Origin of the sequence: Microbispora sp. H10949, from assembly GCF_014161435.1 — a bacterium.
In the GTDB taxonomy this organism is placed as follows: Bacteria; Actinomycetota; Actinomycetes; order Streptosporangiales; family Streptosporangiaceae; genus Microbispora; species Microbispora triticiradicis.
The window spans coordinates 613958-640834 of record NZ_JABBWZ010000005.1; the positions used below are offsets into that span (position 1 = coordinate 613958).

Annotated in this window: 21 protein-coding genes and 2 pseudogenes; 10 read left to right on the forward strand and 13 right to left on the reverse strand. The window is 71.9% G+C overall.

Annotated elements, in window-relative coordinates; all coding sequences use genetic code 11:
• Positions 1-97 precede the first annotated feature (97 nt).
• On the reverse strand, positions 98-631 hold the full coding sequence (locus tag HHX40_RS16320) for an RNA 2'-phosphotransferase (protein ID WP_182881226.1): 534 nt from the start codon (positions 629-631) through the stop codon (positions 98-100).
• A gap of 264 nt (positions 632-895) precedes the next feature.
• Positions 896-2992 carry a hypothetical protein gene (locus HHX40_RS16325; protein WP_310738133.1) on the reverse strand — a complete coding sequence of 699 codons (2097 nt, stop codon included), beginning with the start codon at positions 2990-2992 and terminating at the stop codon, positions 896-898.
• Between the two features lie 192 nt (positions 2993-3184).
• Between HHX40_RS16325 and HHX40_RS38210 the strand changes: the two are divergent.
• Positions 3185-3406: pseudogene (locus HHX40_RS38210) on the forward strand (restriction endonuclease); the annotation flags it as partial.
• Here the strand turns inward: HHX40_RS38210 and HHX40_RS37725 are convergent.
• Together HHX40_RS37725 and HHX40_RS16335 are read right to left on the reverse strand one after the other, a co-directional pair.
• Positions 3402-4541 (reverse strand): XRE family transcriptional regulator, encoded by a 1140-nt coding sequence (locus tag HHX40_RS37725; protein WP_182881227.1) that lies wholly within the window; start codon positions 4539-4541, stop codon positions 3402-3404. The pseudogene HHX40_RS38210 and the gene HHX40_RS37725 sit on opposite strands and share 5 nt — an antisense overlap.
• 80 nt (positions 4542-4621) lie before the next feature.
• On the reverse strand, positions 4622-5980 hold the full coding sequence (locus HHX40_RS16335) for a DUF2786 domain-containing protein (RefSeq protein ID WP_182881228.1): 1359 nt from the start codon (positions 5978-5980) through the stop codon (positions 4622-4624).
• A gap of 254 nt (positions 5981-6234) precedes the next feature.
• Between HHX40_RS16335 and HHX40_RS16340 the strand changes: the two genes are divergently transcribed.
• The 4 genes from HHX40_RS16340 (at position 6235) to HHX40_RS16355 (ending at position 10023) form a co-directional block, all read left to right on the forward strand.
• Positions 6235-6513: a StsA-related sactipeptide RiPP gene (locus tag HHX40_RS16340; protein WP_111700756.1), complete on the forward strand. Its 279-nt coding sequence runs from the start codon at positions 6235-6237 to the stop codon at positions 6511-6513.
• Positions 6514-6600: 87 nt separating this feature from the next.
• Positions 6601-8076 carry a StsB family radical SAM/SPASM domain sactipeptide maturase gene (stsB, locus tag HHX40_RS16345; protein WP_182881318.1) on the forward strand — a complete coding sequence of 492 codons (1476 nt, stop codon included), beginning with the start codon at positions 6601-6603 and terminating at the stop codon, positions 8074-8076.
• An 11-nt stretch (positions 8077-8087) separates the two neighbouring features.
• Positions 8088-8390: a PqqD family protein gene (locus tag HHX40_RS16350; RefSeq protein ID WP_182881229.1), complete on the forward strand. Its 303-nt coding sequence runs from the start codon at positions 8088-8090 to the stop codon at positions 8388-8390.
• Positions 8391-8553: 163 nt separating this feature from the next.
• Positions 8554-10023, forward strand: a complete 1470-nt coding sequence (locus HHX40_RS16355; protein ID WP_182881230.1) for an NAD(P)/FAD-dependent oxidoreductase — start codon at positions 8554-8556, stop codon at positions 10021-10023.
• 115 nt (positions 10024-10138) lie between these two features.
• Here HHX40_RS16355 and HHX40_RS16360 read toward each other — a convergent pair whose 3' ends face one another.
• Positions 10139-10321, reverse strand: a complete 183-nt coding sequence (locus HHX40_RS16360) for a hypothetical protein (RefSeq protein ID WP_182881231.1) — start codon at positions 10319-10321, stop codon at positions 10139-10141.
• Between the two features lie 234 nt (positions 10322-10555).
• On the opposite strand from HHX40_RS16360, the gene HHX40_RS16365 reads away from it, so the two are divergent.
• Positions 10556-13372, forward strand: coding sequence for a hypothetical protein (locus HHX40_RS16365; protein ID WP_182881232.1), 2817 nt, complete (start codon positions 10556-10558; stop codon positions 13370-13372).
• Between the two features lie 66 nt (positions 13373-13438).
• Here HHX40_RS16365 and HHX40_RS16370 read toward each other — a convergent pair whose 3' ends face one another.
• The 6 genes from HHX40_RS16370 to HHX40_RS16395 all read right to left on the reverse strand — a co-directional run bounded on the left by HHX40_RS16370 (position 13439) and on the right by HHX40_RS16395 (position 20297).
• Positions 13439-14473, reverse strand: coding sequence for a methyltransferase (locus HHX40_RS16370; protein WP_182881233.1), 1035 nt, complete (start codon positions 14471-14473; stop codon positions 13439-13441).
• Between the two features lie 42 nt (positions 14474-14515).
• On the reverse strand, positions 14516-15775 hold the full coding sequence (locus HHX40_RS16375) for a cytochrome P450 family protein (RefSeq protein ID WP_182881234.1): 1260 nt from the start codon (positions 15773-15775) through the stop codon (positions 14516-14518).
• Positions 15776-15927: 152 nt separating this feature from the next.
• Complete coding sequence (locus tag HHX40_RS16380) at positions 15928-17283, reverse strand: TfuA-like protein (RefSeq protein ID WP_182881235.1); 1356 nt, start codon at positions 17281-17283, stop codon at positions 15928-15930.
• Positions 17284-17300: 17 nt separating this feature from the next.
• Positions 17301-18464, reverse strand: a complete 1164-nt coding sequence (locus HHX40_RS16385; RefSeq protein ID WP_111700764.1) for a YcaO-like family protein — start codon at positions 18462-18464, stop codon at positions 17301-17303.
• A 76-nt stretch (positions 18465-18540) separates the two neighbouring features.
• Positions 18541-19353 carry an ABC transporter permease gene (locus tag HHX40_RS16390; protein WP_111700765.1) on the reverse strand — a complete coding sequence of 271 codons (813 nt, stop codon included), beginning with the start codon at positions 19351-19353 and terminating at the stop codon, positions 18541-18543.
• 2 nt (positions 19354-19355) lie between these two features.
• Positions 19356-20297, reverse strand: coding sequence for an ABC transporter ATP-binding protein (locus HHX40_RS16395; protein ID WP_220499146.1), 942 nt, complete (start codon positions 20295-20297; stop codon positions 19356-19358).
• A gap of 273 nt (positions 20298-20570) precedes the next feature.
• Between HHX40_RS16395 and HHX40_RS16400 the strand changes: the two genes are divergently transcribed.
• Positions 20571-20822 carry a LuxR C-terminal-related transcriptional regulator gene (locus HHX40_RS16400; RefSeq protein WP_138460897.1) on the forward strand — a complete coding sequence of 84 codons (252 nt, stop codon included), beginning with the start codon at positions 20571-20573 and terminating at the stop codon, positions 20820-20822.
• Positions 20823-21190: 368 nt separating this feature from the next.
• Positions 21191-22021, forward strand: a pseudogene (locus tag HHX40_RS38215) (glycoside hydrolase family 44 protein); the annotation flags it as partial.
• Positions 22022-22566: 545 nt separating this feature from the next.
• Here HHX40_RS38215 and HHX40_RS38220 read toward each other — a convergent pair.
• On the reverse strand, positions 22567-22932 hold the full coding sequence (locus HHX40_RS38220) for a hypothetical protein (RefSeq protein ID WP_396787966.1): 366 nt from the start codon (positions 22930-22932) through the stop codon (positions 22567-22569).
• Here HHX40_RS38220 and HHX40_RS38225 point away from each other — a divergent pair.
• Both HHX40_RS38225 and HHX40_RS16410 read left to right on the forward strand, forming a co-directional pair.
• A complete protein-coding gene (locus HHX40_RS38225) occupies positions 22859-23167 on the forward strand; it encodes a cellulose-binding domain-containing protein (protein ID WP_396787968.1) in 309 nt (102 codons plus the stop codon). The genes HHX40_RS38220 and HHX40_RS38225 overlap by 74 nt on opposite strands.
• 142 nt (positions 23168-23309) lie before the next feature.
• Positions 23310-24122, forward strand: a complete 813-nt coding sequence (locus tag HHX40_RS16410) for a DUF4259 domain-containing protein (RefSeq protein WP_182881236.1) — start codon at positions 23310-23312, stop codon at positions 24120-24122.
• Between the two features lie 101 nt (positions 24123-24223).
• Here the strand turns inward: HHX40_RS16410 and HHX40_RS36720 are convergent, their stop codons facing one another.
• The gene (locus HHX40_RS36720) at positions 24224-26590 is read right to left on the reverse strand and encodes a PHB depolymerase family esterase (RefSeq protein WP_310738134.1); all 2367 of its coding nucleotides are present in this window, start codon (positions 26588-26590) and stop codon (positions 24224-24226) included.
• Between the last annotated feature and the right edge of the window lie 287 nt (positions 26591-26877).

Sequence of the window (26877 nt, forward strand, 5' to 3'; positions counted from 1 at the left end):
AGCTTTGAGTAATAATATCGTTACTAAGAGTGGTGTCCGTGTGCGCTGCTGCTCGCCGTCGCCACCGACATCACTCCGCCACCCATCGGCTGCCCGGCTATCGGATGTAGTCGGGTGGGACGTGGTCGACAAGCCAGACGCCGTTGGCGCTCAGCCGGAACCGATGCCCGGCCGCGTGCATGGCGGCAGCGTCCACGACGAGGACGACCGGCTTGCCCCGGCGGGCGCCGACGCGGGTGGCGGTCTCCCGGTCCGGCGACAGGTGGACGTGGTGACGTTCCATCGGCCGCAATCCCTCCTCGCGGATCGCCTCCACGTTCCGGGCGACCGTGCCGTGATAGAGGATCGGGGGCGGCTCGGCCACCGGCAGGTCGAGATCGACGGACACCGAGTGCCCCTGACTGGCGCGGATCCGATCTCCGTCGATCACGTATCGCCGCTTGTCGTTGTCGGCGACCACCTGCTCCAGTTCGGCGCGCGAGATCGGGAACCCGTGTGAGGCCGCCGCCGTCAGCAGCGTGTCGACGGCGACCCAGCCGTGCGCGTCCAGTTCGATGCCGATGCGCTCGGGCTCGTGGCGCAGATGCTTGGCCAGGTACTTCGAGACCCGCACCAGCCTGCGTTGGTCCATCGGCGTCTCCCGGTGTCCTCGATGAGCCCGCTGAACGCCGCGGGGACTGGCCGGCCGGGTGAGGAGGGCTCGGAGGCTGGATGTGCCAGCAGGCCCGTCACGGGCCCACCTGGAATCGAACCAGGAGGAGAAGGAAGCCCCCGAATGGCCTCACCGGGCCGGAGCGCGAGGAAAGCGGGCGGACTAGACAGGCGCCCTTGCGGGCAAACCGGTTCCCAGAGAGGTAGAAGGAAGCCCTCCCATGGCCTCGCGATCTTCACGATATCAGGCGGGGATCAGCTCGTGCAGGGTCGCGGGCGTGTAGACGCGCGCCCCCTCCGGGAGGCCGGGGGGTGTCTCAAGCCCGATGTACGTGACGTGACCGCCCGCCGAGGCCTTGCTTCGCAGCAGGTCGGCCAGGTAGCCGACCCGGAGGTAGTCCCGCTCCACGATCGAGCGTACGAGCAGCGACGTGGTGACCCGGTTGCCCTCCACCTGGTTGAAGGCCGGATGGCCGGACAGGTAGAGATGCAGCCACTTCACCCGCCAGGCGCCGTCGTCCCCGCGCAGGAAGACCAGCGGAAGCGCGATGCGGCCGGACCCGCGCAGGTCGGACTTCATCCGGACGGTACGCGGCTCGAACGGCCTGCCCTCCTGCGCGGCGTCCCTGGTCATGTAGCCGAAGAACGCCTCGGCCGCCTCGTCGAACCGCTCTCCGGCGTAGACGTGGACCTGTGGGATGACGATCGGCCGCGTCGCATGCGGAAGTCGTATGTCGATGAACTCCGACGCGCCCTCGGCGGCGTCGGTGAGGTCACCCGAGTAGGTCGCGAAGTCGTTCCCGTAGGACGTCCACGAGATGTGCGTCGGGTTGTCGTAGGTGGCATCGAGCATGAGCGCGGACAGGTCGTAGTCGGTGCTCCGCACGGCCTGGCGCCAGTACACGAAGAAGCGGAGCAGCTCACCGTCCACGGGTGACAGGGAGCCGCGGGGCAGCACCCCGAGCCCGGGCGCGGCGCTCTTGCCCGACAGGGGCAGCGCCACGTCGAGCACGGCGGGGTCGACGATGAGCTCGCCGGGGTCGGGCAGGCGGCGGGTGATCTCCTCGTCGAGGATGGCGAGTGTCCGGGTGAGTGCCTCCTCGTCCAGCGGAGGGCGGGTGTCGGGGGTCGCCCACGCCTTACCGTGCCGATTCGTGAAGACCCGGTCCACGGGGACGGCCCGGTTCTGCAGGTGCTCGCGCAGGGAGAGCAGCACGCGGCCGGAGGCGTGCGCGGCGGCTCGCTCCGCCGCCTCCAGCACCGCGGAGCCGCCACCCGTACGCAGCAGGTGGTCGAGGCGGCGCAGCAGCGCGCCGGGCGTGTGCTCCAGCAGTGCGACGGCATCGCCGGTACGGCCCCCGGCCAGCGCGGCCTCGACCCGGCCGCCGAAACTGGCCGCCTCGCGCACGCCCCTGGCCACGTCGAAGACCTCGGCCGCCCTGGGGAACTGAGGGTACTCGTGAGGGTGCAGGCGCTCGCCGAGCCGCTTCCACTGCTCCCGGTGCCGGAGCACGTCCCCGTGCTTGGCGGCCGGGACGGCGTCGAGAGCGGCCAGCAGGATCCGGCGCTCGGCCCGGCGGAAGGAGCGCAGGCGGGTGGGGGTGGACAGGGTGACGTCGCCCTCGGAGCAGAGCGCGGCCACCCTGAGCACGTCCGTCACGGTGTCGACGAGCAGCGGCTGCCCGGCGGCCAGCCGCACTTCGTTGACGACGGCCCGGTTCTCGCGTACGGGGACGTGCTCGGGCCGGTCGCCGGCGCAGAAGGCGGCGAGGGCGCGCAGGGCCGTGAGGTCCTCGGCGGCGAGCGGGACCTCGGAGCCGGCGAGCGAGAAGTAGAGCTCGCGCGCCTCGTCCCGGAGGCTCCCGCCCAGCTCCAGCACGGTCACCCGGTCCTTGGCCAGGGAGATCAGCTCGTCGTGCGCCGCCAGCAGGTCGGCGTAGGTGTGCTGGTAGCGGCCGTACCGCGGCAGATCGAGCAGGTTGAGGGTGCCCGGCTGGAGCCGGGCGGCGGCGACCGGGTCGAGCATGGCCTCACGCAGCAGTCCCGCCCAGAACTCCAGGGTGTCCGGGACGTTCCTCGGGAAGTCGACGAAGTAGGCGTTGTGTACGACGTGGTCGCCCACGAGGCGGCGGACCGCGGCCAGGACCCGCACGCCGAGGTCGATCACCTGCTCGCCGGGCAGCCGGGCCAGGCGGTCGAGCAGCGCCGGCGAACACGTGAAGCCGACGCTGAGCAGCGCCGCGTCGAGCTGCCGGGCGGCCACCTCACCCCAACCGGGCGCGCCGTCCCCCTCGGCGTCGACGGGAACGCGCAGGCGCCGGGAAATGACGAGATCTTCCACGCAGGCACGATATATGGCCACTACAGGCGGATCGCCACTCGAATACCGGGCCGCGTCGACGGTGACGGGCCATGTTCCGGAAGGCGTCGGCCGCCGGCGGCATCTCGACGAGGCCTTCCTCGGAGCGTGCGCGGGTATCGACCCGGGCACAAGGCGCCCGGCACGGACGAAGATCACCGTAGAGCGCCGGTCATGGACTGGGTCGAGCGAGTCGCCGGCATCAAGCCCTGGAAGCGGCACGGCGAACGGGCGCCGCACAAACCGCTCCTGCTGCTCTACGCCCTCGGGCGGTTCCAGCGCGACGGCGGCCGGCCGATCCCCTTCAGCGCGGCCGAGGCGGAGTCAGGACTCCTGCTCAAGGAGTTCGGGCCGCCACGCAGGACCAGTCCTGGTGGGCCGTTCCGCCGGGTCAGCGTGGCGTCCAGGTCGGCGCGGGCGCCGGGCGGAAGAGGAAGACCTGGTCGCGCCGTCCCGTGCAGGTCTTCTGAGCGATCTCCGCCCCCGCCCGCATGTCGGACTCGCCGTACAGCGCGCCGACGCACAGGCCGCTGTGCAGGGGTTGGACGACGAATCCCGATCCGGCGGGCTTCAGCAGGAACTGCTGGTGAGGCGCTCCCGTGCACTCCGCGGGCGCGATCAGCGCACCGGAGGCCTTCAGCGCCTCGTCCACGGTGAGACAGCCGGGGCCCTGCACGGGATGATGCCACTCGATCTGCCATGCGCCCTCACCGACCGCACGCAGAAAGGTGTCCGGGACCAGGCCCGCGCAGGGACGCTGCACGGCCAGCGGGCGATCCGTCCTTCCGCTGCGCTCGCGTCCCTCCCCGATGCACAGGCCGCCCCCCGCGACATGCGCGGGGACCATGTGATACCACCCGTCGGACGGCAGGCGGTCGCTCGCCGCGGTCGCGTCGGCGCGGGAAGGCACGGGCCGCGGGGTCGCGTCACCGGGCTGGGGACCGTAGAGCGACGGCAGGACCGAGACCACCGCGAGGAGCAGGAGGAGGACACCCGCTCCCACGCCCACCAGGGCCGGCCACTGCGGCCCTCGTGACGCCGGGCGCAGGGGTCGCCTGTCCGGTGCGCTCAGGTCCGATGCGTTTTGGATTAGGGCGTTACGGTCCGGTGAGTCTCGGCCCGGCCCGTCGCCGTCCGGTGTGTTCTGGTCTCCGGGTCCGGCCGGAGCGAGGGACTCCGGCCGCGCCGGGCTCCCAGGGACCCGGCCGGCGGGACCGCCGGGCGTGCCGGACGAGAGCGGCATCTCGGCGGCCAGGCGTTTCCTCGCGGCCACCCAGCGAGCCGACTCCGCCTCGTCGAGCCCACACGCCCGTACGAACGCGGCCACGAACTCCTCCCTCGGGAGGGTCGCCCGCCCCAGCGCGCCGGCGATGGTGCTGGCGGGGAGCGTGTCGCCGTTCGCCCTCGCGGCGGCGGTGAGCTGCCGGAAGGTCCGGCCGGACCACTGGCGCACACTGCCCAGTGCGGCGACGAACTCGGCGGTCGTGGTGAGCCCATCGGGCTGCGGAGGCGCGCCGAACGGACCTGACACGACGATCCTCCCAAGCCCGACCCAGCGACGATCCCGGCGAAACACTAACAAAAAGCAGTGATGCGAGGTGGCTCGTCGAGTCAACCGTTCCCCGTGCCGCGATCCCGCTCACGAGACGAGCGTCCGGAGGGGATCTTCGGGTGCACGTCCAGCACGGCCTGGTCGGCGGCGGCGCGGCCGGAGATCCAGCCCTCGCGGTTGCTGACCGAGCCCGTCCTGACCATGCTGAGCTCGGGGAAAATCTTCTCCATCGCCGCGTCGACGGCCTGGTCCCTGGCCGCCAGCACCGGCAGCAGGTCTCTACTGGTCTCCGCCGCCGCCTGCCGGACCGCCTCCCCCGCCGCCTCGTGCAGCCGTTCGCCGATCCGATAGGCGTAGGCGGCGAGGAACGACTGCCGGAACGACCGCGTGCGGGACCGTCCGGCGCCGTCCCGGCGGGCGCCGGCCTGCCGCATCGCGGTGGTGGCCTGCACCAGCAGGGAGGTGAACAGCACCTCCACCGCCGCCAGGCCGGCCGGGAACCCCAGCACGGTGGCGAACCCGAGGTGGCGGCTCCAGATCGACCGGCAGTGGTTGGCCGAGGCGATGACGTCGAGCAGCACCGCCTTGGGCTCCTCGTAGGGCGCGTCGATCCCCAGTCGTCGCCCCTGCGGTTCGTCGTCCGGGCGGTTCACCGCTCCGGTGGCCAGCAGCGCCGCGTCGATGCTGTAACGGGCCATCAACGACTGGGCGGCGGCGGTGAACGTCTCGGCCTCCGCCTCGAACTCCGTCGACTCGGCCTTGGCCAGCAGCGCCCGCACCCGCGCCAGCATCCGCTCGTCCACCCGCCCGGCCGTCCGGGCCGTACGGCGCGCGGAACCGGGCGGCGGGCACAGCCGTTCCAGCGGCTGCAGCGTCGCCAGGAGGATGACCACCTCCAGCGCCCGGGCGACCATCGCGGTCCGGTCGCCGTCCTCGCGCAGGTACTCCTCGTCTCTCCCCCACCAGACGGTGGCGTCCAGGGCGGTCAGCTGGTCCTGCCAGCGCTCGTCCACGGTCGCCGGGGCGTAGGCCCGCATCTCGGCCGCGACGGCGTCGACGGCCAGGCACGCGTGCCGCGGCCCGAACCGCCGCCCCACGAGCCGGACCACGTCGGCCGGCATCCACCCGTTCCGCCAGGCCCGCGCCAGGTTGCCGCCGAGCATGCCCAGCAACGCGCGGTCGACCACGGGCCGCAGGCCGGGGTCGCCGGCCAGCGTCTCCACGAGCCGCGGGAACTCCGGCCTGCCCGCATTCAGTCGCGCGTCCACCGCGGCCGACAGCAGTCCGGCCACCATCTCCTCCGGAGACGACTCTCCCCGCTCCCGGGGGAAGGCCCGCGCTCCGCCGGGCGGGCCCTGCCACCGGCTTCCGCGCGTCTTCTCCCCGGCCCTGCCCCGCTCCCGGTCCGTCCTGCCCATGTGTCCTCCTGCCTCGGCCTCCCCCGCCGGGGGCTCACGGAGTTCACGATTCTGACAGCGTCCCGGCCGCGCCGAGGACGTTGTCCACAGGCCGGCTGCCGGTGGATCGCGCATGGAGGTCGAGCCGCGCCTCCCGGCCGTCACCCGACCGGCGGGCAGCGGCTATCCCCACGTTTGTGGGGTTTCTCACCCCCTTCTCACCTGCGCATACTCGATTCACACCGCATTCCCCCGTCAGACAGAGAGGTGAAGGCATGGCCTTCGATCCGAGGGAAGCTCTGCGTGAAGCCGGCGTCCTCAACAGCCCCCTGGCAGCCGAAGTCGAGGCGGCGTTCGCCACCTTGACCCAGGAGGAAGTGAACCTGCTCATCTCGCTCAAGGACAAGCTCCCCACCGCGCTGCCCGGTGTGCTGGCGCACGCCGGCGCGGGCGGCGAGTGGTCCCGGCCCGAGGTGGAGGCCCACACCGTGCCCGTCGAGTCCAAGTGCCTGTGCGGGGCCTGGTCGGGCTCCGGATCCGGCGCGGCGGACTAGTCCGGACAGGTCGCGGGTGCGGCTCCGGCCGCGCGTCGCCCACAGAGGTCTGGGGCCGCACCTGCGGCTGGGAGCGTAAGGGGAATGATGTCTGGGAAACTCGCCCGGAACCGCTCGTTGATGGAAGTACCGGCGGACCTGACCTACTTCGTGCACGACGATGAGTACCTGGTCGTCAACCCGCAGGTGGGTGGCCGGTGCGTGCTCAACGCGCGCGAGTTCGCCGTCCTGGCGGCCCTGGCCCGTCCCGGGGCGGGCGGGGAGCAGGCCCGCCTCGACGAGACGGAGGCCGGCGGGTCCGACGAGACCGATCGGACGCTCGCCAAGCTGATCCTGAACTACCTCGTCTACTACGACGGGAACCGCCCGGAGCTCACCTTCAGGGAGCCGTCGCTCCACCAGGTGTATTACGCGATCACCGACGGCTGCAACCTCCGCTGCCCGTACTGCTACGCCTCGTCCGAGAAGTGCCTCCCCGGTGAGCTCACCACCGCCGAATCACTCGATCTGGTCTCCCAGGTCGCCGCCTTCGGCGCCAAAAACATGATCTTCACCGGCGGCGAGCCGATGCTCCGCAAGGACCTGTTCCAGATCGTGGAGCACGCCAACGGCAGCGGGCTGACGTCGAACATCATCACCAACGCCACGATGATCAGAACGCTCGCGCAGGCCAGACGGTTCGCCGAGCTGTTCGGCATGGTCACGGTGAGCGTCGACGGCGGCACGGCCGAGACCCACGACCGCACCCGCGGCGCCGGCTCCTTCGCCCGGACCTACCGCGCCCTCCAGCTGCTCAACGAGGCCGGCGTGGTGCCGCGGATCAACCACATCGTCACCTCCGACAACGTCGACGAGCTGGAGGACTTCGCGAAGTTCGCCGAAGGGCTCGAGGTGCACAGCATCCGGCTGATGTACCACAACGACCTGGGCCGGGGAGAGAGCGACGAGTACGACTTCGGCTGGGACGACCACATGCGGATCCAGCGGCTCACCTGGACGTCACCGGCCGCCGGCAAGCTGCTGCCGGACGGTCCCCGGCCGATCACGCCGTGCTCGGTGAAGGCCAACTGCGGGATGGGCGGCAACGAGATCTACATCAACTCGCTGGGCGACGTGTATCCGTGCAAGCTGGTCACCGGGCGGTCGCACCACGCGGGCAACGTACGGCGGCAGTCGCTGGCGGAGATCTTCGGCGGACCGCTCCTGCGCGGGATGCGCACCAGCACCGTGCTCGGCGGCGACTACCACGCCGACTGCGCGAAGTGCTACATCAAGGCGTCCTGCGGCGGCGGATGCCGGGCCTCCCACATGTCCGAGTCGAAGGACCTGCGGCGCAACAGCCGTCACCAGTGCCGGATCCTGCGGCACGGCGTCGCCACGCAGTTGTGGCTCGAAGCCGGGGTCTCTCGGTCGGAGCTCGCCACCAAGGACCGCGAGATGACGACGCCCCGCCTGGTCGTCAACGGCGACGTCCATCCCGTCTTCGACGACTGGAAGACCTATGTTCCCCCCTCGCCCGGCTCGGTCAGGGTCGGCGAGCTGCTTCCCATCACGCCGGTATAGAGGAGGTCAGTGTGTCACTCCGGATCAGCGAGGCCGTGATCTGGCAGGAGACCGGGGAGGGCGTCTCGCTCTACCACACGGAGACGGGCGACTTCCACAGCCTGAACGACACCGGCTCCCGGATATGGAAGCTGGTGGCGAGCGACGGCGAACGTGAGCCGGTCATGTTCAAGCTGTCCCGCGAGTTCGCCGGCAGCAACTCCGCGATGAGCAGGCAGATCGTGGCGGACGTGCGGGACTTCATCGGCACGATGATCGAGCAGGGCCTGATCGAGGAGGTCCCGTCCGAGAAGGCCGAGAAGGCCGCCACGTGACCGGCCCGGCCGCGCCCGCCCCGTACGCGACCAGCCCGTACGCGACCAGCCCGGACGCGCCCGGATCGGTCGTGATCAGCTCGGTCCTGATCGGCCGGGAGCCGGCTGGAGGAGTGCGCAATCGGACGGTCACCGTCGTGCCGCGTCCACCGGCTTCGGGCCGATGAGCAGGACGGTCGTCCTCGGCGGGGGCTTCGCGGGGGTGCTCGCCGCCGCCGTGCTCGCGCGCCACGCGGACGAGGTCGTGGTGGTGGAGGGCGACCGCTACCCGTCCGGGCCCCGCCCGCGCCGGGGGCTGCCCCAGTCGCACCACAGCCACGTGCTCGTGGCCGGCGGCGCGAGGGCGCTGGAGGCGCTGCTGCCCGGCACGGTCGGCGCCCTCCTGGCGCACGGCGCGCAGCTGCGCGGCCTCCCCGGCGACGCCCTGATCCTCACCGCCGACGGCTGGTTCCGCCGCATGCGCACCGACGCCCACCTGATCTCCTGCACCCGCGGGCTGCTGGACGAGGTGGTGCGGCGCCGGGCGCTCGCGAGCGGGGCCGTCGTGGTGTGGGAGGACACGCGCGCGCTCGGACTCCTCGGGGACGCGGCCCGGGTCGGCGGGGTGGCGGTCAGCAGGCGGGGCGCTCCGCCCGAGACCGTACGCGCGGACCTCGTCGTCGACGCCACGGGACGCAGGTCGGCGTCTCCCCGATGGCTCGCCGAGATCGGCGTCCGGGACGTCGAGGAGACGACCGTCGCCACCGGCCTGGCCTACGCCACCCGGCTCTACCGGGCGCCCGCCGGCCTCGCCACGGCGATTCCGGCGATCATGCTGCATCCCGGGCCCGGCCCGGGACGGCCGGCCCGGGGGGCGACGTTGTTCCCCGTCGAGGACGGCAGATGGATCGTCACTCTGACCGGCACCCGGGGTGGTGAGCCGCCAACCGACGAGCAGGGCTTCGCGGCCTTCGCCCGCGCGCTGCGCGACCCCCTCGTGGCGGACCTCATGGCGGAGGCCACCCCCCTCGGACTCATCCGGCCGTACCGGGACACCGTCAACAGGAGGCGGTTCTTCGAGCGGGCACGGCTGCCCGCGGGGTTCACGGTGATCGGCGACGCGGCCGTGGCGGTCAACCCCGTCCATTCGCACGGGATGTCGGTCGCCGCGCGCTGCGCGCTCCGGCTCGACGAGGAGCTGACCCGGCACGGCGGGATCGGACCGGCCCTGTTCCCCGGCCTGCAGTCCGCACTGGCGGCGGAGGCGGAGCAGTCCTGGCGCATGGCGGTCGAGGCGGACGGCGAACAGGCCGCCGCAGGCACAGGAGAGCGGGCTCAAGGTACCGGCGCAGGCGCGGCTGAACGGGCCGGTGCGGGGACCGGCCGGGACGGCGCGCCGCGACGCGAGCCGAACGCCTTCGAACGCGAGATCCGCGCCCGCCTGGCGCAGGCGAAGCTGAGCAACCCGCGGATCGCCGCCAAGCTCTTCGCCGCCCAGACGTTGCTCTCCGACGACCCCGGGACAGACAGGCCGGAGATCGCCCGGGTGCTGTCCGGGCGGCCGGAGCCCCTCCTCACCAGCGAGGAGGCGATTGGGCAGTACCCCGGCCTGGCCGCGTGGCTGCGCTCACGCCTCGCCGCCGCGGCCCCCTGAGACCGCGCGCCCGCCGAAGCCCTTTCGCGCCCCGAAGGCCCCACGCCGCGCGATCCCTCCGCGTCGATGTCCGACGTCATGTACGCGGAGGCCGGGAATCGTGTGAACGGCCTGCTCACTGGTAGGCGGCGACGGCGGCGAAGTACAGGCCGAGGAAGGTGGCTGCCGCGCCCGCACCGGTGAGGAGCGCGTTGGCGGTGCCGGCGCTGCTGCGGCGGGCGATCAGTGCGGCGGCGATCGCGATGTTGAGGGCAGCGGACAGGGCCAGCAGCAGGGACAGGATCTGTACCTGGCTCATCGGGTGCTCCCTTGGGGGCGGTGGGTGGCCCTGGCGGACGACGCCAGGGGTTGACAAGCCCGAGGCTCGCCGACCAGACGGGTGTCCTGGCACCAGACGGTCGCAGGTTGGACACAATGCCGCGTAGCGGCCGGTGAACGGCCTACTGTGCGCAACAAGGTCAGGGCAAAGGCGTGGGATGTCCACGGGGCGGATGGACACCCCACGGCGGGCGATGGGCGGATAGGGGGAGAAGTGGAGGCAGCGGACCAGGAACCGGACCTGGCCGTGCTGCTCACCGCACTGGCTCGGGTTCGCCGCCAGATCACGCTGGATGGGCAGCCGTCGGACCGGACGCTGGCGAAAGCCGCCGGGGTGAGCCCGACCACGGTGGGAGCGTGGCTGCGCGGCGCCCGCTTCCCCCAGCAGATCGACCCGCTGATCAGGATTGTGGACGCGGTGCGAGAGCACGCCCGCCGGACGACGCACGCCTGGGCCGGTGAGCCCGTCGGACTGTGGGACAAGCGGTGCTGGCGCGATGCCCACATCGCCGAGGCCCGCCGGCGCGCCGGAGAGACCAGCCGGGCCGTTCGGGCGGCCGACGCCCGGTCGGTGCTGGAGTCGGGACGGCCGGGCACGCCTCTGGACCAGATGACCGACCCGTTCGTGTTGGAGGTGCACCGGCCGATCACTGTGGACGGCGCGACGGTGGGCGTGCTGCCGTCGTACGTCCGGCGGGCGCACGACGAGCGGCTGGACCAGGTGGTCGATCGGGTTCTCGGCGGCACGAGTGCGATGGCGGTGCTGGTGGCCGGCTCCTCGGCCGGCAAGACCCGGGCGTGCTGGGAAGCCCTTGGAGCACTGCGTGCGGCGGGCGGGTGGCGGTTGTGGCACCCCTTCGACCCGACCCGGCGCGAAGCGGCGCTGCAGGAGCTGGACCGGGTGGGCCCGCGCACGGTGCTCTGGTTGAACGAGACCCAGGAGTACGTGGGCGATGACGAGGACGGGGAGCGGGTCGCGGCCAAGCTGCGTGCCCTGCTCACCGACCGGGCGCGGGCGCCGGTGCTGGTGCTGGGCACGTTGTGGCGGAAGCACCACGCCGACCTGACCCAACGTTCGGGGTCGCAGGTGGCGCAACTGCTGGACGATGTGGTGATCGAGGTGCCGGAGGCGTTCACCGGGGCCGCCCTGGAGGCGATGCGGCGGGCCGCCCAGTCCGATGCCAGGCTGGCCGAGGCGGTCGAGCACGCCGTAGACGGGAAGATCAACCAGTATCTGGCCGGTGGCCCGGCGCTGCTGAAGCGGCTCGAAACCGCGGAGCCCGTGGCCAAAGCGGTCATCTGGGCGGCGATGGACGTCCGCCGTCTCCGGCACCGCAGCACCATCCCGCTGGCTCTGCTCAAGGCGGCCGCACCGGCCTACCTGACCGACACCGAGTGGGACGCGGCCGGGGAGGACTGGCTCGAACAGGCACTGGCCTACACCGCCGAGCCGTGTAAGGGCGCCCGCGGGCCGCTCACCCGCATCCGCCCTCGCCGTAGCCAGGGCCGTCCGGCTGCGGCGGCAGACCCCGACGGTGAGCCGGTGTACCGGCTGGCCGACTACCTCGACCAGCATGGCCGCATCACCCGTGCCGACCAGATCCCACCTGCCGGTCTCTGGACCGCCGCGGCCGCCCACGCCCATCCTGCCGACCAGGGCACTCTGGGGGGCGCTGCCTGGGCCCGCGGCCTGTACCGGGAAGGCGCCCAGCTCCACAAACAGGCCGTCAGTCATGGGAACGCCGCAGCCGCCGGCACCCTCGTCCGGCGCCTCCACGAACTGGATCCCACCGATCGACGCCCCGCCCGCTGGGCTGTCGCCCACGCCTGTCTCGACGACCCGTTCCACGTGGGGAGTCTGCTGGACAGCCTGCACAGGGCCGGGGCGCACGACCAGATCGCCACGCTGCTGGCCCGTTACCCCGTCAGCGGCGTTTCTCTCGACAGGCCCGCTGATCTGGGGGTGCTGCTGGACGGCCTGCACAAGGTCGAGGCGCACGAGCAGTTCACCGCGCTGGCCCGGCGAGCCGCTGCCCACGCCCCTCTCGACCCGCTCGGCGTCGGTGTGCTGCTGGACAGCCTGCGCAAGGCCGAGGCGCACGAGCAGATCGCCGCGCTACTGGCTCGGGATCCCACCGCCCACCTCCCGCTGGACACCCACTACAGCGCGCTGAGCCTGCGGCGGCTGTTGCCCAGCCTGCGCAAGGTTGGGGCACACGACCAGTTCACCGCGCTGGCCGAGCGAGCCGCCGCCCACGCCGCGTTCGACGGCGACCCGCTGAGCGTGGGCCGACTGCTGATGGACAGCCTGTGTGCGGCTGAGGCGCACGCGCAGATCGCGGCGGTGTGGGCTCGCCACCCCGCCCGCCTTCCGCTGGACAACCGCCACAGCGCGCTGACCGTGGCGTGGCTGCTGAACGGTCTTCAAGAGGCTGGGGCGCACACGCGGATCGCTGCGCTGCTGGCCCGCGATCCCGCCGGCCGCGTTCCTCTCGACAACACGGCTGATCTGCGTGCGCTGCTGGACAGCCTGCACAAGGTCGGGGCGCACGAGCAGTTCACCGCGCTGGCCCAGCGAACCGCCGCACACGCCCCTCTCGACGACCCGTACGCCGTGGGGATGCTGCTGAGAACCCTGAGCATTCCCGAAGCTCGTGGCCACGTCGCCGTGTTGCTGGCCCGCGATCCCGCCGGCCGCGTTCTTCTCGACAACCCTGGCAGCGTGGGCGCGCTGCTGTTCGGCCTGTACTGCCTGGATGAGGGGAATGCCCAGATCGCCACGCTGCTGGCCCGCGATCCCGCCGCCAACACCACGCTCAACCCGCGTTTCCCAGACGGACCGCATGTGCTGCTGTTCGGTCTGCAACTGGTCCAGGCACACGACCAGATCACCACACTGGCCGAACGGTTGCCCGCCGCGGGATTGTTCGAAGTGTTCATGCAGATCGATGGCCACAAGGAGCGGTTCCGGTTCGGGCGGGAACCCGATGGGAGCGCCGCCGACCGGTGGGGGTGGGAGGATCTGAAGTGAACGGCGACCGGCGTCACGTTCCCGCCGGCCGCGAACGCGTTGACAGCGCGGCCGAGAGCGGGAGGCTCAGGACGGTCGCGCGACGAGGATCCGGATCTCCGAACCGCCGAGCGGCGGTGTGACCTCGGTCAGGTCGAACCCCGCCGCGGCGAGCAGATCCCGGAACTCGGTCCTGCCGCGTTCCCGGCCGCCGGTGTAGACGAGCATCGCGATGTCGCTCATGACGGCCCCGGCCGCCTCCGGCGTGCCGAGGGCGGACGGCATCACCGGCTCCAGCACGAGCAGGCGTCCGTCCGCCGCGATCGACCGGCGGCAGCTACGCAGCAGGGCGACGCAGCGCCGGTCGTCCCAGTCGTGCAGCACGCCCTTGACCAGCATGACGTCGCCCCCGGGCACGGCCTCGAAGAAGTCGCCCGTCTCGATGACGCACCGGTCCGACAGGCCCGCCCGCCGGAACTCCTCCTCGGCGCCCGCGACCCCCTCGGCGGTGTCGAACAGGATCCCCTTGAGGCCCGGGACGGCCGCCAGCACCGCCGCCAGCAGCGTGCCGTTGCCGCCGCCCACGTCGACCACGGTCTGCGCGCCGCTGAAGTCGTACGCCTTGGGGAGCGCGGGCGCGATCCGTTCGGTGCCCTCGCGCATCGCCCTGTTGAACACCGCCGACAGGTCCGGGTGGCGGGCGAGGTGGTCGAACAGCGGGCTGCCGTGCGCGTGGTCCCACGCCGTCTCACCGGTCCGCACGCTGTGGGTCAGCGCCCCCCACGCCTGCCACGTGGCCGGGTCGCCGAGCAGCAGGAGGCTGGAGCGCATCGACCACGGGTGGTCGGCGCACAGAGGCCGCCCCTGCGGCGTCAGCGTGAAGCTTCCCGGTTCCCCCTCCTCCGCCACGCCCAGCACCACCAGCGCGCGGAGCAGCCGGTGCAGCGCGCCGGGGTCCGACCCGGTGCGCTCCGCGAGCCGCGCGACCGGTACGGCCTCCTCCGCGAGCAGGTCCGGCACGCCGAGCCGGACGGCCGCGTAGAGGATCTGCGAGGTGGCGTAGCCGAAGGCCATCCGGGACAGGTTCGCCTGCCCCGCGAGGCCTCGCGGTCGGTCACTCATGGTCCTGCTCCTTCGGGGTCTCTGACAGGTGCGGGGCAGGTGTCACGCGACGCCCGCCTCCAGCCGCAACCGCAGCGGCAGGCGGCGTACGCCGTGCAGGAACAGGTCCGGCGTCCACTCCAGGCCGGCGGGGTCGACCGCGAGGGCGATCCCGGGGAAGCGGCGCACCAGCGCCCCGATGGCGGCCGCGGCCTGCAGCCGCGCCAGCGCCGCGCCGAGGCAGAAGTGGGCGCCGTGACCGAAGCCCAGATGCCGGTTCGGGCTGCGGCCGATGTCGAAGACGTCCGGCCGGGGGAAGACCGCCGGATCGCGGTTGGCCGCCAGCAGCACCGGCACGACCACGTCCCCCCGGGGGATCACGGTCCCGCCGATCTCCACGTCGGCGAGGACGTACAGCGGGCGGGAGTGCCCGACCGGGCCGTTGTACCGCAGCGCCTCCTCGACCATCGAGCCGATCAGCTCCGGGCGCGCCCGCAGCCGATCCAGCTGGCGTGGGTGCCGCAGCAGCTCCAGCACCCCGTTCCCGATCAGGTTGACCGTCGTCTCGTCCCCGGCGAGCAGCAGCTGGAACACGCTGGAGACCAGTTCGGCGCGGCTGATCCCGCCCGCCTGCTCGGCCTCGGCGAGCCGGCTCAGCAGGTCGTCCCCCGGGTGCGCCCGCCGCTCGTCGATCCTCTCGTTGGCGTACGCGACGAACTCCAGGCCGGCCCGGCGCACCCGGCCCGCGTCCCCGCTGCCCGCGATCTCGTCGCTCCATCCGCGCAGCCGGGCGCGGTCCCCGGGGGGCAGGCCAAGCAGTTCGGCGACGACCAGGACCGGCAGCGGCAGCGCCAGTTCCCGGATCAGGTCGGCCTCGCCGCCCGCGGCGGCCATGCCGTCCACCAGTTCGCCGGCGACCCGGTGGACGCGCTCCTCCAGCGCGGCCACCGTACGGGCGCCGAAAGCCGGCGCCATCAGCCTGCGGATGCGGGTGTGGTCGGGCGGATCGAGGTGGAAGACGTTGCGCCGCAGCATGGCCAGCGGGTCGCGCAGCTCGGCCCTGCGGTGCGGCGCGGCGAGGCCGGGAGGCAGCCGGTCGAGCTGCCGCCCGACATCCGGGTCGAGCAGCGCGCGCTGCACGTCGGCGTACCGGGTCAGGTACCACAGCACCCGGCCGCTCGCGGGGCTCACGTACCGGTAGACCGGCGCGTGCTCGCGCATGCGGTGGAACAGCGGATGGGGGTCCGGACGGTGCCGCGCGGCCGCCGGGTCGAACGGCTGCGCGGCCGGGCCGGACGGCTGCCCGGGTGTGGTCACGGTCATGACCCTCTCCTCACGCGGATGCACGGACGTTCCGGGACGCGGGCCGCACCTGCCCCCGCGCCGGGCCGGCGTCAGCGGTTCCCGTGCTCATGGTCGCGCTCCCCTCCTCGTTCGCCACGCGCGCGGCCTCGTCCCTCGGCCCGCCACTCCGCTCACTCGTCGGCTCGCCGCTCGGGGGCACGCGCGTTCTGGACGTCGAGGGCGAAGAACCTCCTGACGGCGTGTCCCAGCTCCTGCGGGCCGGTGAATCCGCGCCGGGCCAGCTCCACCTCGGCCGACGTCCCCTTCCCGTGCCAGTGGCGCAGGAAGATCCTGGCGCAGATCTCCGGCGGCGGGACGGCGAGCCGCCCGCGGGTCCGCTCCGCCGCCTCGTCGGCGCGGGCCACGATCTCCGACCACTCCTGCCAGTGGCCCGACTCCCGGACCCGTTCCAGCACGACCGGCCGCCAGTCCTCCGACTGCCAGACCGGCCAGACCCGCACCATGACTAGCCGCAGCTGCTCTCCGGCGGGGAGCGCCGCCCGTTCCGTCTCGGTGAGCCACGACGCGAGGACGGGCGGCAGGGGCTCGGCCGCGGCGACCCCGAGCGTGGCCCGCGCGTACGCCTCCAGGTCGAGGCCCTGGGCGGCCGCGAAGCCGGTCAGCAGGCCCGTCAGAGTCTCCTCGTGCAGGCGGGGGTAGTCGTCGCCGAACAACCGCCCCGCGGTGACGACGTCGAGGTCGGTCATCCACCGGCCCGGCGCGTACTCGCGCCTCGACCGCCACTTCAGCGCCTCGTAGTGGGTGATCCCCGTCAGCGCCGTGTCGGCCGTCCAGGCCACGGACTCCTCGCCGGGCCTCTCACCGGCCTGCTCACCAGACTGCTCGCCGGTTGCCCGCAGCGCGGCCAGCGCGTCCAGCCGTTTGACGTCCCACTCCCCCGTGCCGATCATCTGCCGCAGCGTCTCCAGGCAGGTGCGGTCGCCGGAGTCCACCGCCGCACCGATTTCCTGCCAGGTGCGGTGCGCGAACGGCATCGCCTTGGCCGTGCGGACGATGCGCTCCCCGGCCTCCGCCGGGATCCGGCCCGTCCTCGCCCCCTCCCGGCAGCCGTACCGGAGGTTGACCAGCGCGACCGTCCCGGCCGGGTAGCCCAGGTCGGCGGGCCCGTGCAGCACCGCGACCTCGTCGTCGCCGTCGACCTCGCCCGTCGCGTACATGTCGAACACGGTCCCGGCGCCGCGCATGCCGTACGGGCTCAGCTCGGCCGCGCGCAACGCGCCCATGCTGGCCGCGCCGACGACGTGCACGCCCTCGTCGATCAGCCACAGGATCTCCTTGTGGCCCACCGCCAGCTTCTCCCGGTAGTAGCCGTCGATGATGACGGCGGTGTCGTCCGGGTTCCAGGTCTCGCTGAGGAGGTCGCCCCGGGCGACGGGGGGCCGTACCCGCGCGTGCGGCACGACGCCGCGGACCTCGTTGGCGGAGATCGTCGGACCCGCGTAGACGACCACGTTCGGCGAGCTCATCGAAACACCCTCGCTCACTAGAAGACCTCCGGGCACACACGGCTCCCCGGCGCCAGCACCCTGACGACCGGCACGCCGAGGTCCTCCCTCGTCAGGTCGACGACGAGAGGCGCGTGGGAGAAGGCGACCGTGGCCCGCTTCACCACGTCGTCCAGGTCGTCGACCAGGCTCTCGTGCGCGTGCAGCGGCGTGATCGGCGCGCCGGGCTCCGGTGCCGGCTCCGGCCGTCGCGGCGCGCCCCGGTCGTCGTGGACGTTCGCGTGCAGGTCGTCGCGTGAGCCCGCGATGTAGCCCAGCCGGGCCTGCGCGGCCTCGGTGACGGCGCGGCTGAGCGCGATCTCCGAGCTGAGGTGGCAGCCGAAGCCGAGAAACGGCGGGGGATAGTCGTCGCAGGTGATCCGGGCGAGGAAGCACGGCAGCCCGGTCGGCGAGGCCAGCGACCTGACCTCCATGCGGACCCGGGCCCGCTCCATCGTCACGCACAGGTCGTCGACGACCGGCGAGCCGAGCGAGCGCGGGTCGACCCTGGTTCCCCGGTCGCCGCCGGTCATGAAGGCGGTCACGGCGTCCCGCTCGATCACCTCGTACAACGCGTGCAGCACGCCCTCCGTCAGCGTGTTCCCGCTGGCCAGGCCGTTGGTCGAGGAGAAGAACACCGGCGGGTGCCAGCCCGTCCTGCGGACGAGGGTGAACTGCGCCAGCTCCATCGGGACGAGCGTCGGGGAGCCGTCGGCCAGCGATCTGGCGGCGACCCAGTCCACCGGCAGCCCGTCGTGCAGCAGGCTCGGCGCGCACCGCGGCAGGGCGCCGACGTCGTAGCCGAGTTCCCCGGCGAGGTCACGGGGGGACGCGGTCGTGACCGGTCGCATGGGCTGCTCGGCGTGCCAGAGCTCGACGGCCTCCATCATGGCGGACAGCTTCGCCAGGTCCGCCGTGACGCCCTTGCCCTGGGAGACGGCGAGGGTCCGCGCGGTGGGCCTGATCGCCTGGTACGTCGGGATGCCGAGGGTGTCGAGCCGGGTGATGTCCGCGACCCGGGTGACCCCGGCCCGGCGCGCGGCGCGGCCGGCCATCTCCAGTGTGGCGGCGGGGTCCCGGGCCCGGTCCGTCCCCGGCAGCCGGACCTTCGACTGGTCGGAACCGGAGAGAAGCCAGGAGTGGGAGGAGGTTTCTGTCCGCATCGTCCCCTTGCCCGTGTCGAGGTGAGGCGCCCTGTCAGGCCGGCCGTGTCAGATGCCGAGTGTCAGGTGCCGGATGTCAGATGTTGCGCGCGCGGTTGATCAGGGCGCGGCCGCCCACGGTGTAGCCGACGACCGCCATGACCGCCAGGACGAGCAGGTCCACCCAGGCCTCGCCGAGACCGAAGACCGCGGCGTCCCGCATGCCGTTGATCGCGTACGTCAGCGGGTTGACCACGGAGATCCACTGCAGCACCGTGGGCATGCTCTCGGTGGTGTACATCGACGGGGCGCTGAAGACGAGAACGGGCATCGACACGTTCGACAGCACCATGAAGGCCTGGTAGTCCGTGATCGTGATCGCCGCCGCCAGGTACAACCCGTTGAGCGCGAGGGCGGACAGCGTGAGCGCCGACAGCAGCCCCACCCAGTTCTCCGGGCCGAACGGCAGGTCGAAGATGAGCGCCGCCACGGCGAGGCCCAGCAGGGTCTGCCCGAGCACCAGCGACACGCCGGCGATCATCTTGCCGAGCAGGAAGCGCGACCTGCGCATGGGGTACGACCACAACTGGGTCGCGACCCCGCTCATCTCCTCCTGGAACACGGCCATGGCGGACGTGGCCGCCGCGCTCACGACCGACATCGCCAGCGTCATGGGGAGCAGGAAGACCGCGAACCCGACGCTGACGCCCTTGTAGTCGACGACCCTGACGAGGTTGCTCAGCGAGGTGTTCACCAGCAGCAGGTAGACCAGCATCGGCGTCAGGCCGAGGATCAGGTAGACCCGGTTGCGCGCGAGCAGCGCGTACTCCCGGTAGAGCACCGCGAGCAGGTCCGTCGCCCTCGCCATGGGGGCGGGGGGCGCGGTGTGGAAGTGCAGCCCGGCGGCCATCGTCACCCCTCGTTCCCGGTCATCCGGAGGAAGACCTCCTCAAGCGAGTCCACGGCGGTCGACACTCCGTTGATCGCTATGGCGTGGTCCTGGCAGTACCGGGACAGCTCCGGCAGCAGGTCGCGTGCCTTCGCGTCGTCGATGCGCACCTCGTTGTCCTCGGCCTTGGCCCTGAGCCCGGCCGACTCCGCCCAGGCGGCCACCAGGCCGCCCGACTCCGGGTCCTCGACGGTCACCAGCAGGTGGGTGCTGCCGAACTCCTCCACGAGTTCGCGCGGCTTGGCGAAGCGCACCACCCGCCCGCGGTCGACCACCAGGACGCGCTGGCTGTTGCGCTCCAGTTCGTCGATGTGGTGGCTGGTCCACAGCACGGTCACGCCGTGCTCCTCGCGCAGCCAGGTCACGAACCGCTCGACCTGGCGCCGCCCCGCGACGTCCAGGCCCGCGGAGGGTTCGTCGAGGATGAGCAGCCGCGGGATCGTGAGCAGGGCCCGCACCAGTTGCAGCCGCTGCCGCTGACCACCCGACATCTGGAACACCAGGCGCTGCATCGCACCGCTGAGACCGAGGAAGTCGGCCACCTCGAACGCCCACGGCCGTACCTCGCGCCACCGCAGCCCGCGGAACCGTGCGGCGATCCGCAGGTTGTCCAGCGCCGGGAGCATCATGTCGAACGGACCGGTCTGGTGCATCGCGCCGATTCCGCTTTTTGCGAGGACGGGCTGGCGCACCGGATCGGCCTCGAAGACCCGGATCTCACCGGAGGTCGGAGTGGTGACGCCGCAGATCATCTTGATCAGAGTGGTCTTGCCGGCGCCGTTGGGGCCCAGGAGCCCGATGGTCTCCCCCTGGGCGATCTCGAAGGAGACGTCGTCCACGGCCGGTCTCTCGCTGCCCCGATAGCGTTTGGTCAGCCCCACGGCCGTCACGACGTCTCTCAACACAGCCTGCCCTTCACTTCGCCCTCCCGCTGCTCAGCGATGTGAGTCGCCCTCCGATCGTCCCCCGGCCTGCTCGGAACGCGTCGCTGGTCGAGTATGAGCCGGGGACGAGCAGGTGACACAACCCCACAAACGTGGGCTACCGGCGTGGCCCGGAGGGCCATAACCACGGCCATGGTCAGGCCATACCGATCGTTAAGCGCCCCTTTCTAGGGTCGCCGCAGAGGGACCTCACCAGGTCACTCAGTGGAACGGCGATCCGAAGCGGGACAGCGCATGGACCTTGTTTCCGACGGCCTGATCAATGATCGCGACCGATGGCTGATCGTCATGCTGGCCAGGGGCTACACGACGACGAAGATCGCCCGCGAGATGCACCTCAGCCGGTACACCGTGGCCGAGCGGATCAGCAAGCTGCTCGTCCAGTTCGCCTGCAGCAACCGCAGCCAGCTCGTGGCCTACTTCTACGCGCACCGGCTCCTGCACGTCGGCATCTGGCCGCCCAGCGTCTCCGACGCCCTCGGGTAGGCCAGCCCGGCGCGGCCCCGGCCGGCTCTGAAACTTTCCGTCCCGCGCGACGGGGCGTACCTGCTCACCGCCCGCTTCCGGCACCCCGGCGGCCTTCCTCCTTGTCTCCCGCCCGGCCCTTGGCCAGCGTGATGCCCTGGCCGCGATGGCGACTCCCGGTAATCCCCCGCCGTCAGGCCGCCAGATTCCAGGGATTCGGAAGGAAACCCGTGCTCAGAACAACGCTTCCCGCCGCTCTCACGGTGGCGATGGCCCTGGCCGCCGGCGCGGCCGGAGCGGCACCGGCCGCCCTCGCCGCCGCCACCGGCCCGGCGGTCACGGTGGACGTGACCGCCGGAAGGCACGCCATCAGCCCGTACGTCTACGGGATGAACCACGCCGACGAGACGCTGGCCAAGGAACTGCGCCTGCCCGTACGGCGCTGGGGCGGCAACGCGACCACCCGCTACAACTACCTGTACGACACCAGCAACCGGGCCTCCGACTGGTTCTTCGAGAACATCGCGGAGGACAACACCGACCCCTCCGCGCTCCCCGACGGCTCCAGCGTCGACCGGTTCGTGGAGCAGGACCGGCGCACCGGCACCGACACGATGCTCACCATGCCGCTGATCGGCTGGGTGCCGAAGGGCCGCGACGCCTCCTGCGGCTTCTCCGTCGCCAAGTACGGCCCGCAGCAGCAGACCGACCAGTGGCGGCCCGACTGCGGCAACGGCGTGAAGCCGGACGGCACGAAGATCACCGGCAACGACCCCCACGACACGAGCGTGGAGGCCGGGGCGGCGTACGTGAAGGACTGGATCGCCCACCTCACCGGCAAGTACGGCACGGCGGCCGCCGGCGGGGTGAAGTTCTACAGCCTGGACAACGAGCCCGACATCTGGCACGGCACGCACCGCGACGTCCACCCCGAGGGCGCGAGCTCGGTCGAACTGCGTGACAAGGCGTACCTCATCGGCGCCGCGATCAAGGCCGCCGACCCCGGCGCGAAGACGCTCGGGCCGGTCGGCTGGGGCTGGTCATCGTGGGACTACTCGGGCCTCGACCAGGAGGTCTGCGGCCGGACCAACTGCTGGTCGAACCCGCCCGACAAGGCGGCCCGCGACGGCCTGCCCTTCACGACCTGGTACCTGCGGCAGATGAAGAAGTACGAGGACACGCACGGCCTGCGCGTCCTCGACTACTTCGACGAGCACTTCTATCCCCAGGCCTCGGGTGTCGCGTTCGGGAGCGGCGGCGACCCCACGACCGACGCGCTGCGGCTGCGCTCCACCCGGGCGCTGTGGGACCCGTCGTACACCGACGAGAGCTGGATCAACACCCAGGTCCGGCTGATCCCCCGGATGAAGGAGCTGGTCGCCGACGAGTATCCGGGCACCAGGACCGCGATCACCGAGTACAACTGGGGCGCCCTCGACCACATCAACGGCGCCCTGGCGCAGGCCGACGTCCTCGGCATCTTCGGCCGCGAGGGACTCGACCTGGCCAACCTCTGGAGCCCGCCGACCGCCTCCCAGCCTGGCGCGTACGCCTTCCGGATGTACCTGAACTACGACGGCAAGGGCGGCCGCTTCGGTGAGACCGCGGTCGGCTCGGTCAGCGCCGACCAGGGCAAGCTGGCGGTGTACGCGGCCGAGCGCGCCTCCGACAAGGCCCTCACCCTCGTGGTGGTCAACAAGACCGGCGACGCCCTGACCAGCGACATCGCGATCAAGGGCCGCACCGGCGGCGCGACCGCGCAGGTCTACCGGTACGGCGCGGCCGACACCTCGGCCATCAAGAGGGACGCCGACGTGCAGGTGGGCGCGGGCGGCTTCACCGGCACGTTCCCGGCGAACTCGATCAGCACGATCGTCGTCCCGGCGGGGACCGTGACGTCTCCCAGCCCGTCTCCCAGCGCGTCCCCCTCCCCCAGCCCGTCGCCGTCGCCCAGCGCCTCTCCCTCGCCCAGCGTGTCGCCCTCGCGCAGCCCCAGCCCCTCCCCCAGCCCGTCGCCGTCGCCCAGCGGGACTCCGGTTCCGCCCGGCTCCTGCTCGGTGACGTACACCCTCACGAACCAGTGGCCCGGCGGGTTCCAGGCCGAGGTGCGGATCGTCAACCGCGGCGCCACCGCCGTGAAGGGCTGGCAGCTCGGCTGGACGTACGGCGACGGGCAGACCATCAAGCAGCTGTGGGACGGCTCGTACACCCAGACCGGTTCGAAGGTGACGGTGACCAACGCGAGCTACAACGCCACGATCCCGGCCAACGGCGGCAGCGTGAGCTTCGGCTTCCTCGGCGGCTGGAACGGCTCCAACACCGCACCCAAGCAGTTCACCCTGAACGGCGCCGCGTGCGGCGCGTGAGTTGAGGACCGCGTGAGTTGAGGGCTGGGAGGGCGGCGCGATCCCGCGCCGCCCTCCGGCCCGTCCGGCCCGGCTCCGTCCCTCGATACTCCGGCCGGCGAGATCGCCGCGCGGCGTGAGCGAGCATGACAAGATCTCCGCCATGGACGATGAGCTCGGCTTCCTGGAGGGTCCGTTCGACAGCGACGAGGCCGCCGACGGGGTGGCGGCGATCGAGGAGAGCCACGACGTCGCGGCGGCGATGACCGGACTGCTCGGCGAGTTCGTGCGGTTCGGGGAACTGGACGAGGGCGACGAGCTCGCCGACGCCGTCGACGCCGCCCTGGCGGTCGCCTGTCTGGTCGCCGCCCGGATGTCGGGGATCGCCCCCGACGAGCAGGCCCACCATTGGCTGGACCGCAACCCCTTCGACGTCACCGAGGACCTGCGCCGTCTGGCCGCCGCCGCCTTCGCCCTCGCGACCCGGCCCGACGGACCGCTCGCCGACCTGCGCTCCGACTGGGAGGACTTCCTGGCCCACGTCGAGCCGTACCGGAAGGCGCTGGCCGGGGAGCCGCAGGAGGCGCCCGCCCCGCCGGTTCCGGACCTTTCCAAGGGCTGGTTGTGGGCCACCTGGAGTCACCGGAACGGGAGTCTCCCGGCCCGCTCGCCGTACGCCATGGCGGCCGGCCGGCTCGTCTCCGCGCTCAACGAGACGCCGGCCTGGACCGAGTGGTGGCGTCCGTCCGGCCTGCACGAGTTGCTCGTCTTCGGCACGCTCGCGACGGGCCCGTACGCGGAACAGGTCTCCCGGGGTCGCCTCACCGCGGAGGCGTGGATCGACTTCGGGCACCCGCATCCGCTTCCCGACGAGGACGTCGAGCGGGAGGTCGCCGCCGATCTGCACCGGGCTCTGGCGGCGGCGGGTCGTTACCTCGGCCTCGCCTCCCTCCCGCCGCCGCCCGGCCACCCCTGACCGGGGCCTGGTCCCGGGGGCGCCCCGTGCGTCCCGCACGTACGGGGCGCCCCCGGTCGTGCGCTCCTCCTGGTCAGGAGCGCGTCATCGGGTTTCGCCGGTCAGGACGCGGCGCACGTCAGGCTGGGCGTCTCGGCGCCGCCGCTGCCGGTGAAACCGAAGGTGGTGGTGCCGCCCGCGGCGACCGTGCCGTTGTAGGACTCGTTGCGGACGGTGACGGCCGAGCCGGAGCCGGACCGGACGCCGTTCCACAGCTGGGTGATGGACGGGGAGCCGGACCAGTTCCAGCTCACCGTCCAGCCCCTGATCGCCGAAGCCCCCGCACGCACGGTCACCTCGGACTGGAATCCGCCGGGCCAGGAGTTCACCGTACGCATCGTCGCGCTGCACCCGCCGGGCTCGGCCGTGGGCGACTGCGACGGGCTGACCGGCGGCGTCGGACTGGGGCTGTCCGAAGGAGACGGGCTCGGGCTGTCGGAAGGCGTCGCGCTGGGGCTCACCGGCGGCGTGGGGCTGGGCGAGTCGCTCGGGACGGCGGCGTTGAGGGCGTTGAGGACCGACGTGTACGCGGCCTTCTTGTTGCCGTTGCCGTCGAACAGCAGCGGGGTGTCACCCGAGCGCCACGAGTCGCTGTCACGCACGCCCCACGTGGTGATGCCGTTGCAGCGCGGCACCGCCAGGCAGTCGTTGACCACGCCGGCGTAGGTCTGCGCGGAGGCGCCCTGGATGTCCAGCTCGGTGATCTGCACGTCCACCCCGAGCGCGGCGAAGTTCTGCAGGGTGGTCCGGTAGTTGCCCGGATAGGGGCTGCCGCTGTTGAAGTGCGACTGGAAGCCGACGCAGTCGATCGGCACGCCGCGCTGCTTGAAGTCCTTGACCATGTTGTAGACGCCCTGCGTCTTGGCCCAGGTCCAGTTGTCGGTGTTGTAGTCGTTGTAGCAGAGCTTGGCGGCGGGGTCGGCGGCGCGCGCGGTGCGGAAGGCCACCTCGATCCAGTCGTTTCCGGTCCGCTGCAGGTTGGAGTCGCGGCGGCCGCCGCTGCTGTCGTCGTAGGCCTCGTTGACGACGTCCCAGGCGTAGATCTTGCCCTTGTAGTGGGACATGACCCCGTTGATGTGGTCGATCATCGCCTGGCGCAGGCTGCTGCCCGAGAGCGACTGCATCCAGCCCGGCTGCTGCTGGTGCCAGGCCAGGGTGTGGCCGCGTACCTGCTTGCCGTTCTGCACCGCCCAGTTGTAGATCCGGTCGGCGTTGGTGAAGTTGAACTGCCCGCGGTTGGGCTCGGTCGCGTCGATCTTCATCTCGTTCTCGGCGGTCACCATGTTGAACTCACGGTTCGCGATGGTCGTGTACTGCGAGTCGCCGAGCTTGCCCGAGGCGATCGCGGTGCCGAAGTAACGGCCGCTGCGGGCCGCCGCCGCGCCGAGCGTGGAGGCGGGCGGACCCGCCGACGGGCTGACCGACGGGCTGGGCGAGGGGCTCGGCGACGGGCTGTCCGGGGGCGTGGGCGACGGGGTGGGAGACGGCGAGCTCGGCGTCGTGCTGTTGAGGCCGAGGAAGTTGATGGCGTAGCCGATCTGGCCGCTGAGGGGCAGCGAGTGGCCCTGGCCGGAGACGCTGACGCCCTCGACGGGCGGCTGCGTGCCGTTACCGCCGTACCGGGTGCGGGTCCAGCCCGACGACGGGGTGTCGGTGGCGGCCGGCGTCTGGCTGACGCCGTTGAGGTTGGTCCACTGCTTGATCTCTTCACCGAAGTTGTTGTAGTTCAGCGTGCTGTCGGTGGTGCCGTGCCACAGCTGCATCCGGGGGTAGGAGCCGCTGTAGCCGGAGTACATCGAGCGGGCCAGGTCCCCCCACTGCTGGGCGGTCTTGCTGACCTGCCCGTTGGCGCACTGGCTGTTCCAGGTGGAGCCGTCGGTCGTCGCGAAGCAGCCCGCCGGGACGCCCATGAACGCCGAGCCCGCCCTGAACACGTCCGGATACTCGGCGGCGAGCACGTTCGTCATCATCGCGCCGGAGGAGACGCCGCTGACGTAGATCCGGCCGGGGTCCACGTTGTAGCGCGACCGGGCGTAGTCGACCATCGACATGATGCCCACCGGGTCGCTGCCGCCGCCCCGTCTGAGCGCCTGGGGCGAGTACACGTCGAAGCACTGCCCGCTTCGGGTGGCCTCGGGGAACACGATGATGTATCCGTACTGGTCGGCCGCGGTGACGTAGTCCCGGAAGTAGCCGCTGTACAGCGCGGACGCGGTTCCCGTGCAGTAGTGGACGGCGACCAGCAGCGCCGGCCGGGAGGCCACCCGGTCCGGCACGTAGATGTACATGTTGAGGTTGCTCGGATTGTTCCCGAAGCCGGTCACCCGGGTCAGCGAGGCCGCGGCGGCCGGCTGGGCGACCAGTAACGCGGCCATCGCGACCACGGGCATCAGCACGGCCGTCAGCACGGCCACGATGCGTCGTCTCACGTGAGGTTTCCTTCCTTTAATTTTTCAGAAGACTGCCTAAAAGTTTCCGATGCCACAACCGGCGACGGGTTCATAGCGGGGGCAATCGGAAGAGGCAAAGTTCACGAGGTGCCCAGGACCTGTGGGAGTAGTCGGCAATCGGAAACTTTCATTCGACTACCGAAATATTCCAACCGCGCGTCACGCGTACGCAGGAGAACGCCGGGAGGCACCGCCACGCCCGCTGTTGACCGCGCTGTCGCACGCCCGTGACAATGTGTGTGCTCCGGGCTCGACGGGTGCCGGCA

What these genes read in the sequence shown, in the direction of transcription:
- HHX40_RS16320 (WP_182881226.1), bottom strand. Translation starts at nt 631, where the DNA reads ATGGACCAACGCAGGCTGGTGCGGGTCTCGAAGTACCTGGCCAAGCAT.
- HHX40_RS16335 (WP_182881228.1), bottom strand. Translation starts at nt 5,980, where the DNA reads ATGGGCAGGACGGACCGGGAGCGGGGCAGGGCCGGGGAGAAGACGCGC.
- HHX40_RS16340 (WP_111700756.1), top strand. Translation starts at nt 6,235, where the DNA reads ATGGCCTTCGATCCGAGGGAAGCTCTGCGTGAAGCCGGCGTCCTCAAC.
- stsB (WP_182881318.1), top strand. Translation starts at nt 6,601, where the DNA reads ATGTCTGGGAAACTCGCCCGGAACCGCTCGTTGATGGAAGTACCGGCG.
- HHX40_RS16355 (WP_182881230.1), top strand. Translation starts at nt 8,554, where the DNA reads ATGAGCAGGACGGTCGTCCTCGGCGGGGGCTTCGCGGGGGTGCTCGCC.
- HHX40_RS16360 (WP_182881231.1), bottom strand. Translation starts at nt 10,321, where the DNA reads ATGAGCCAGGTACAGATCCTGTCCCTGCTGCTGGCCCTGTCCGCTGCC.
- HHX40_RS16370 (WP_182881233.1), bottom strand. Translation starts at nt 14,473, where the DNA reads ATGAGTGACCGACCGCGAGGCCTCGCGGGGCAGGCGAACCTGTCCCGG.
- HHX40_RS16375 (WP_182881234.1), bottom strand. Translation starts at nt 15,775, where the DNA reads ATGACCGTGACCACACCCGGGCAGCCGTCCGGCCCGGCCGCGCAGCCG.
- HHX40_RS16380 (WP_182881235.1), bottom strand. Translation starts at nt 17,283, where the DNA reads ATGAGCTCGCCGAACGTGGTCGTCTACGCGGGTCCGACGATCTCCGCC.
- HHX40_RS16385 (WP_111700764.1), bottom strand. Translation starts at nt 18,464, where the DNA reads ATGCGGACAGAAACCTCCTCCCACTCCTGGCTTCTCTCCGGTTCCGAC.
- HHX40_RS16390 (WP_111700765.1), bottom strand. Translation starts at nt 19,353, where the DNA reads ATGGCCGCCGGGCTGCACTTCCACACCGCGCCCCCCGCCCCCATGGCG.
- HHX40_RS16400 (WP_138460897.1), top strand. Translation starts at nt 20,571, where the DNA reads ATGGACCTTGTTTCCGACGGCCTGATCAATGATCGCGACCGATGGCTG.
- HHX40_RS16410 (WP_182881236.1), top strand. Translation starts at nt 23,310, where the DNA reads ATGGACGATGAGCTCGGCTTCCTGGAGGGTCCGTTCGACAGCGACGAG.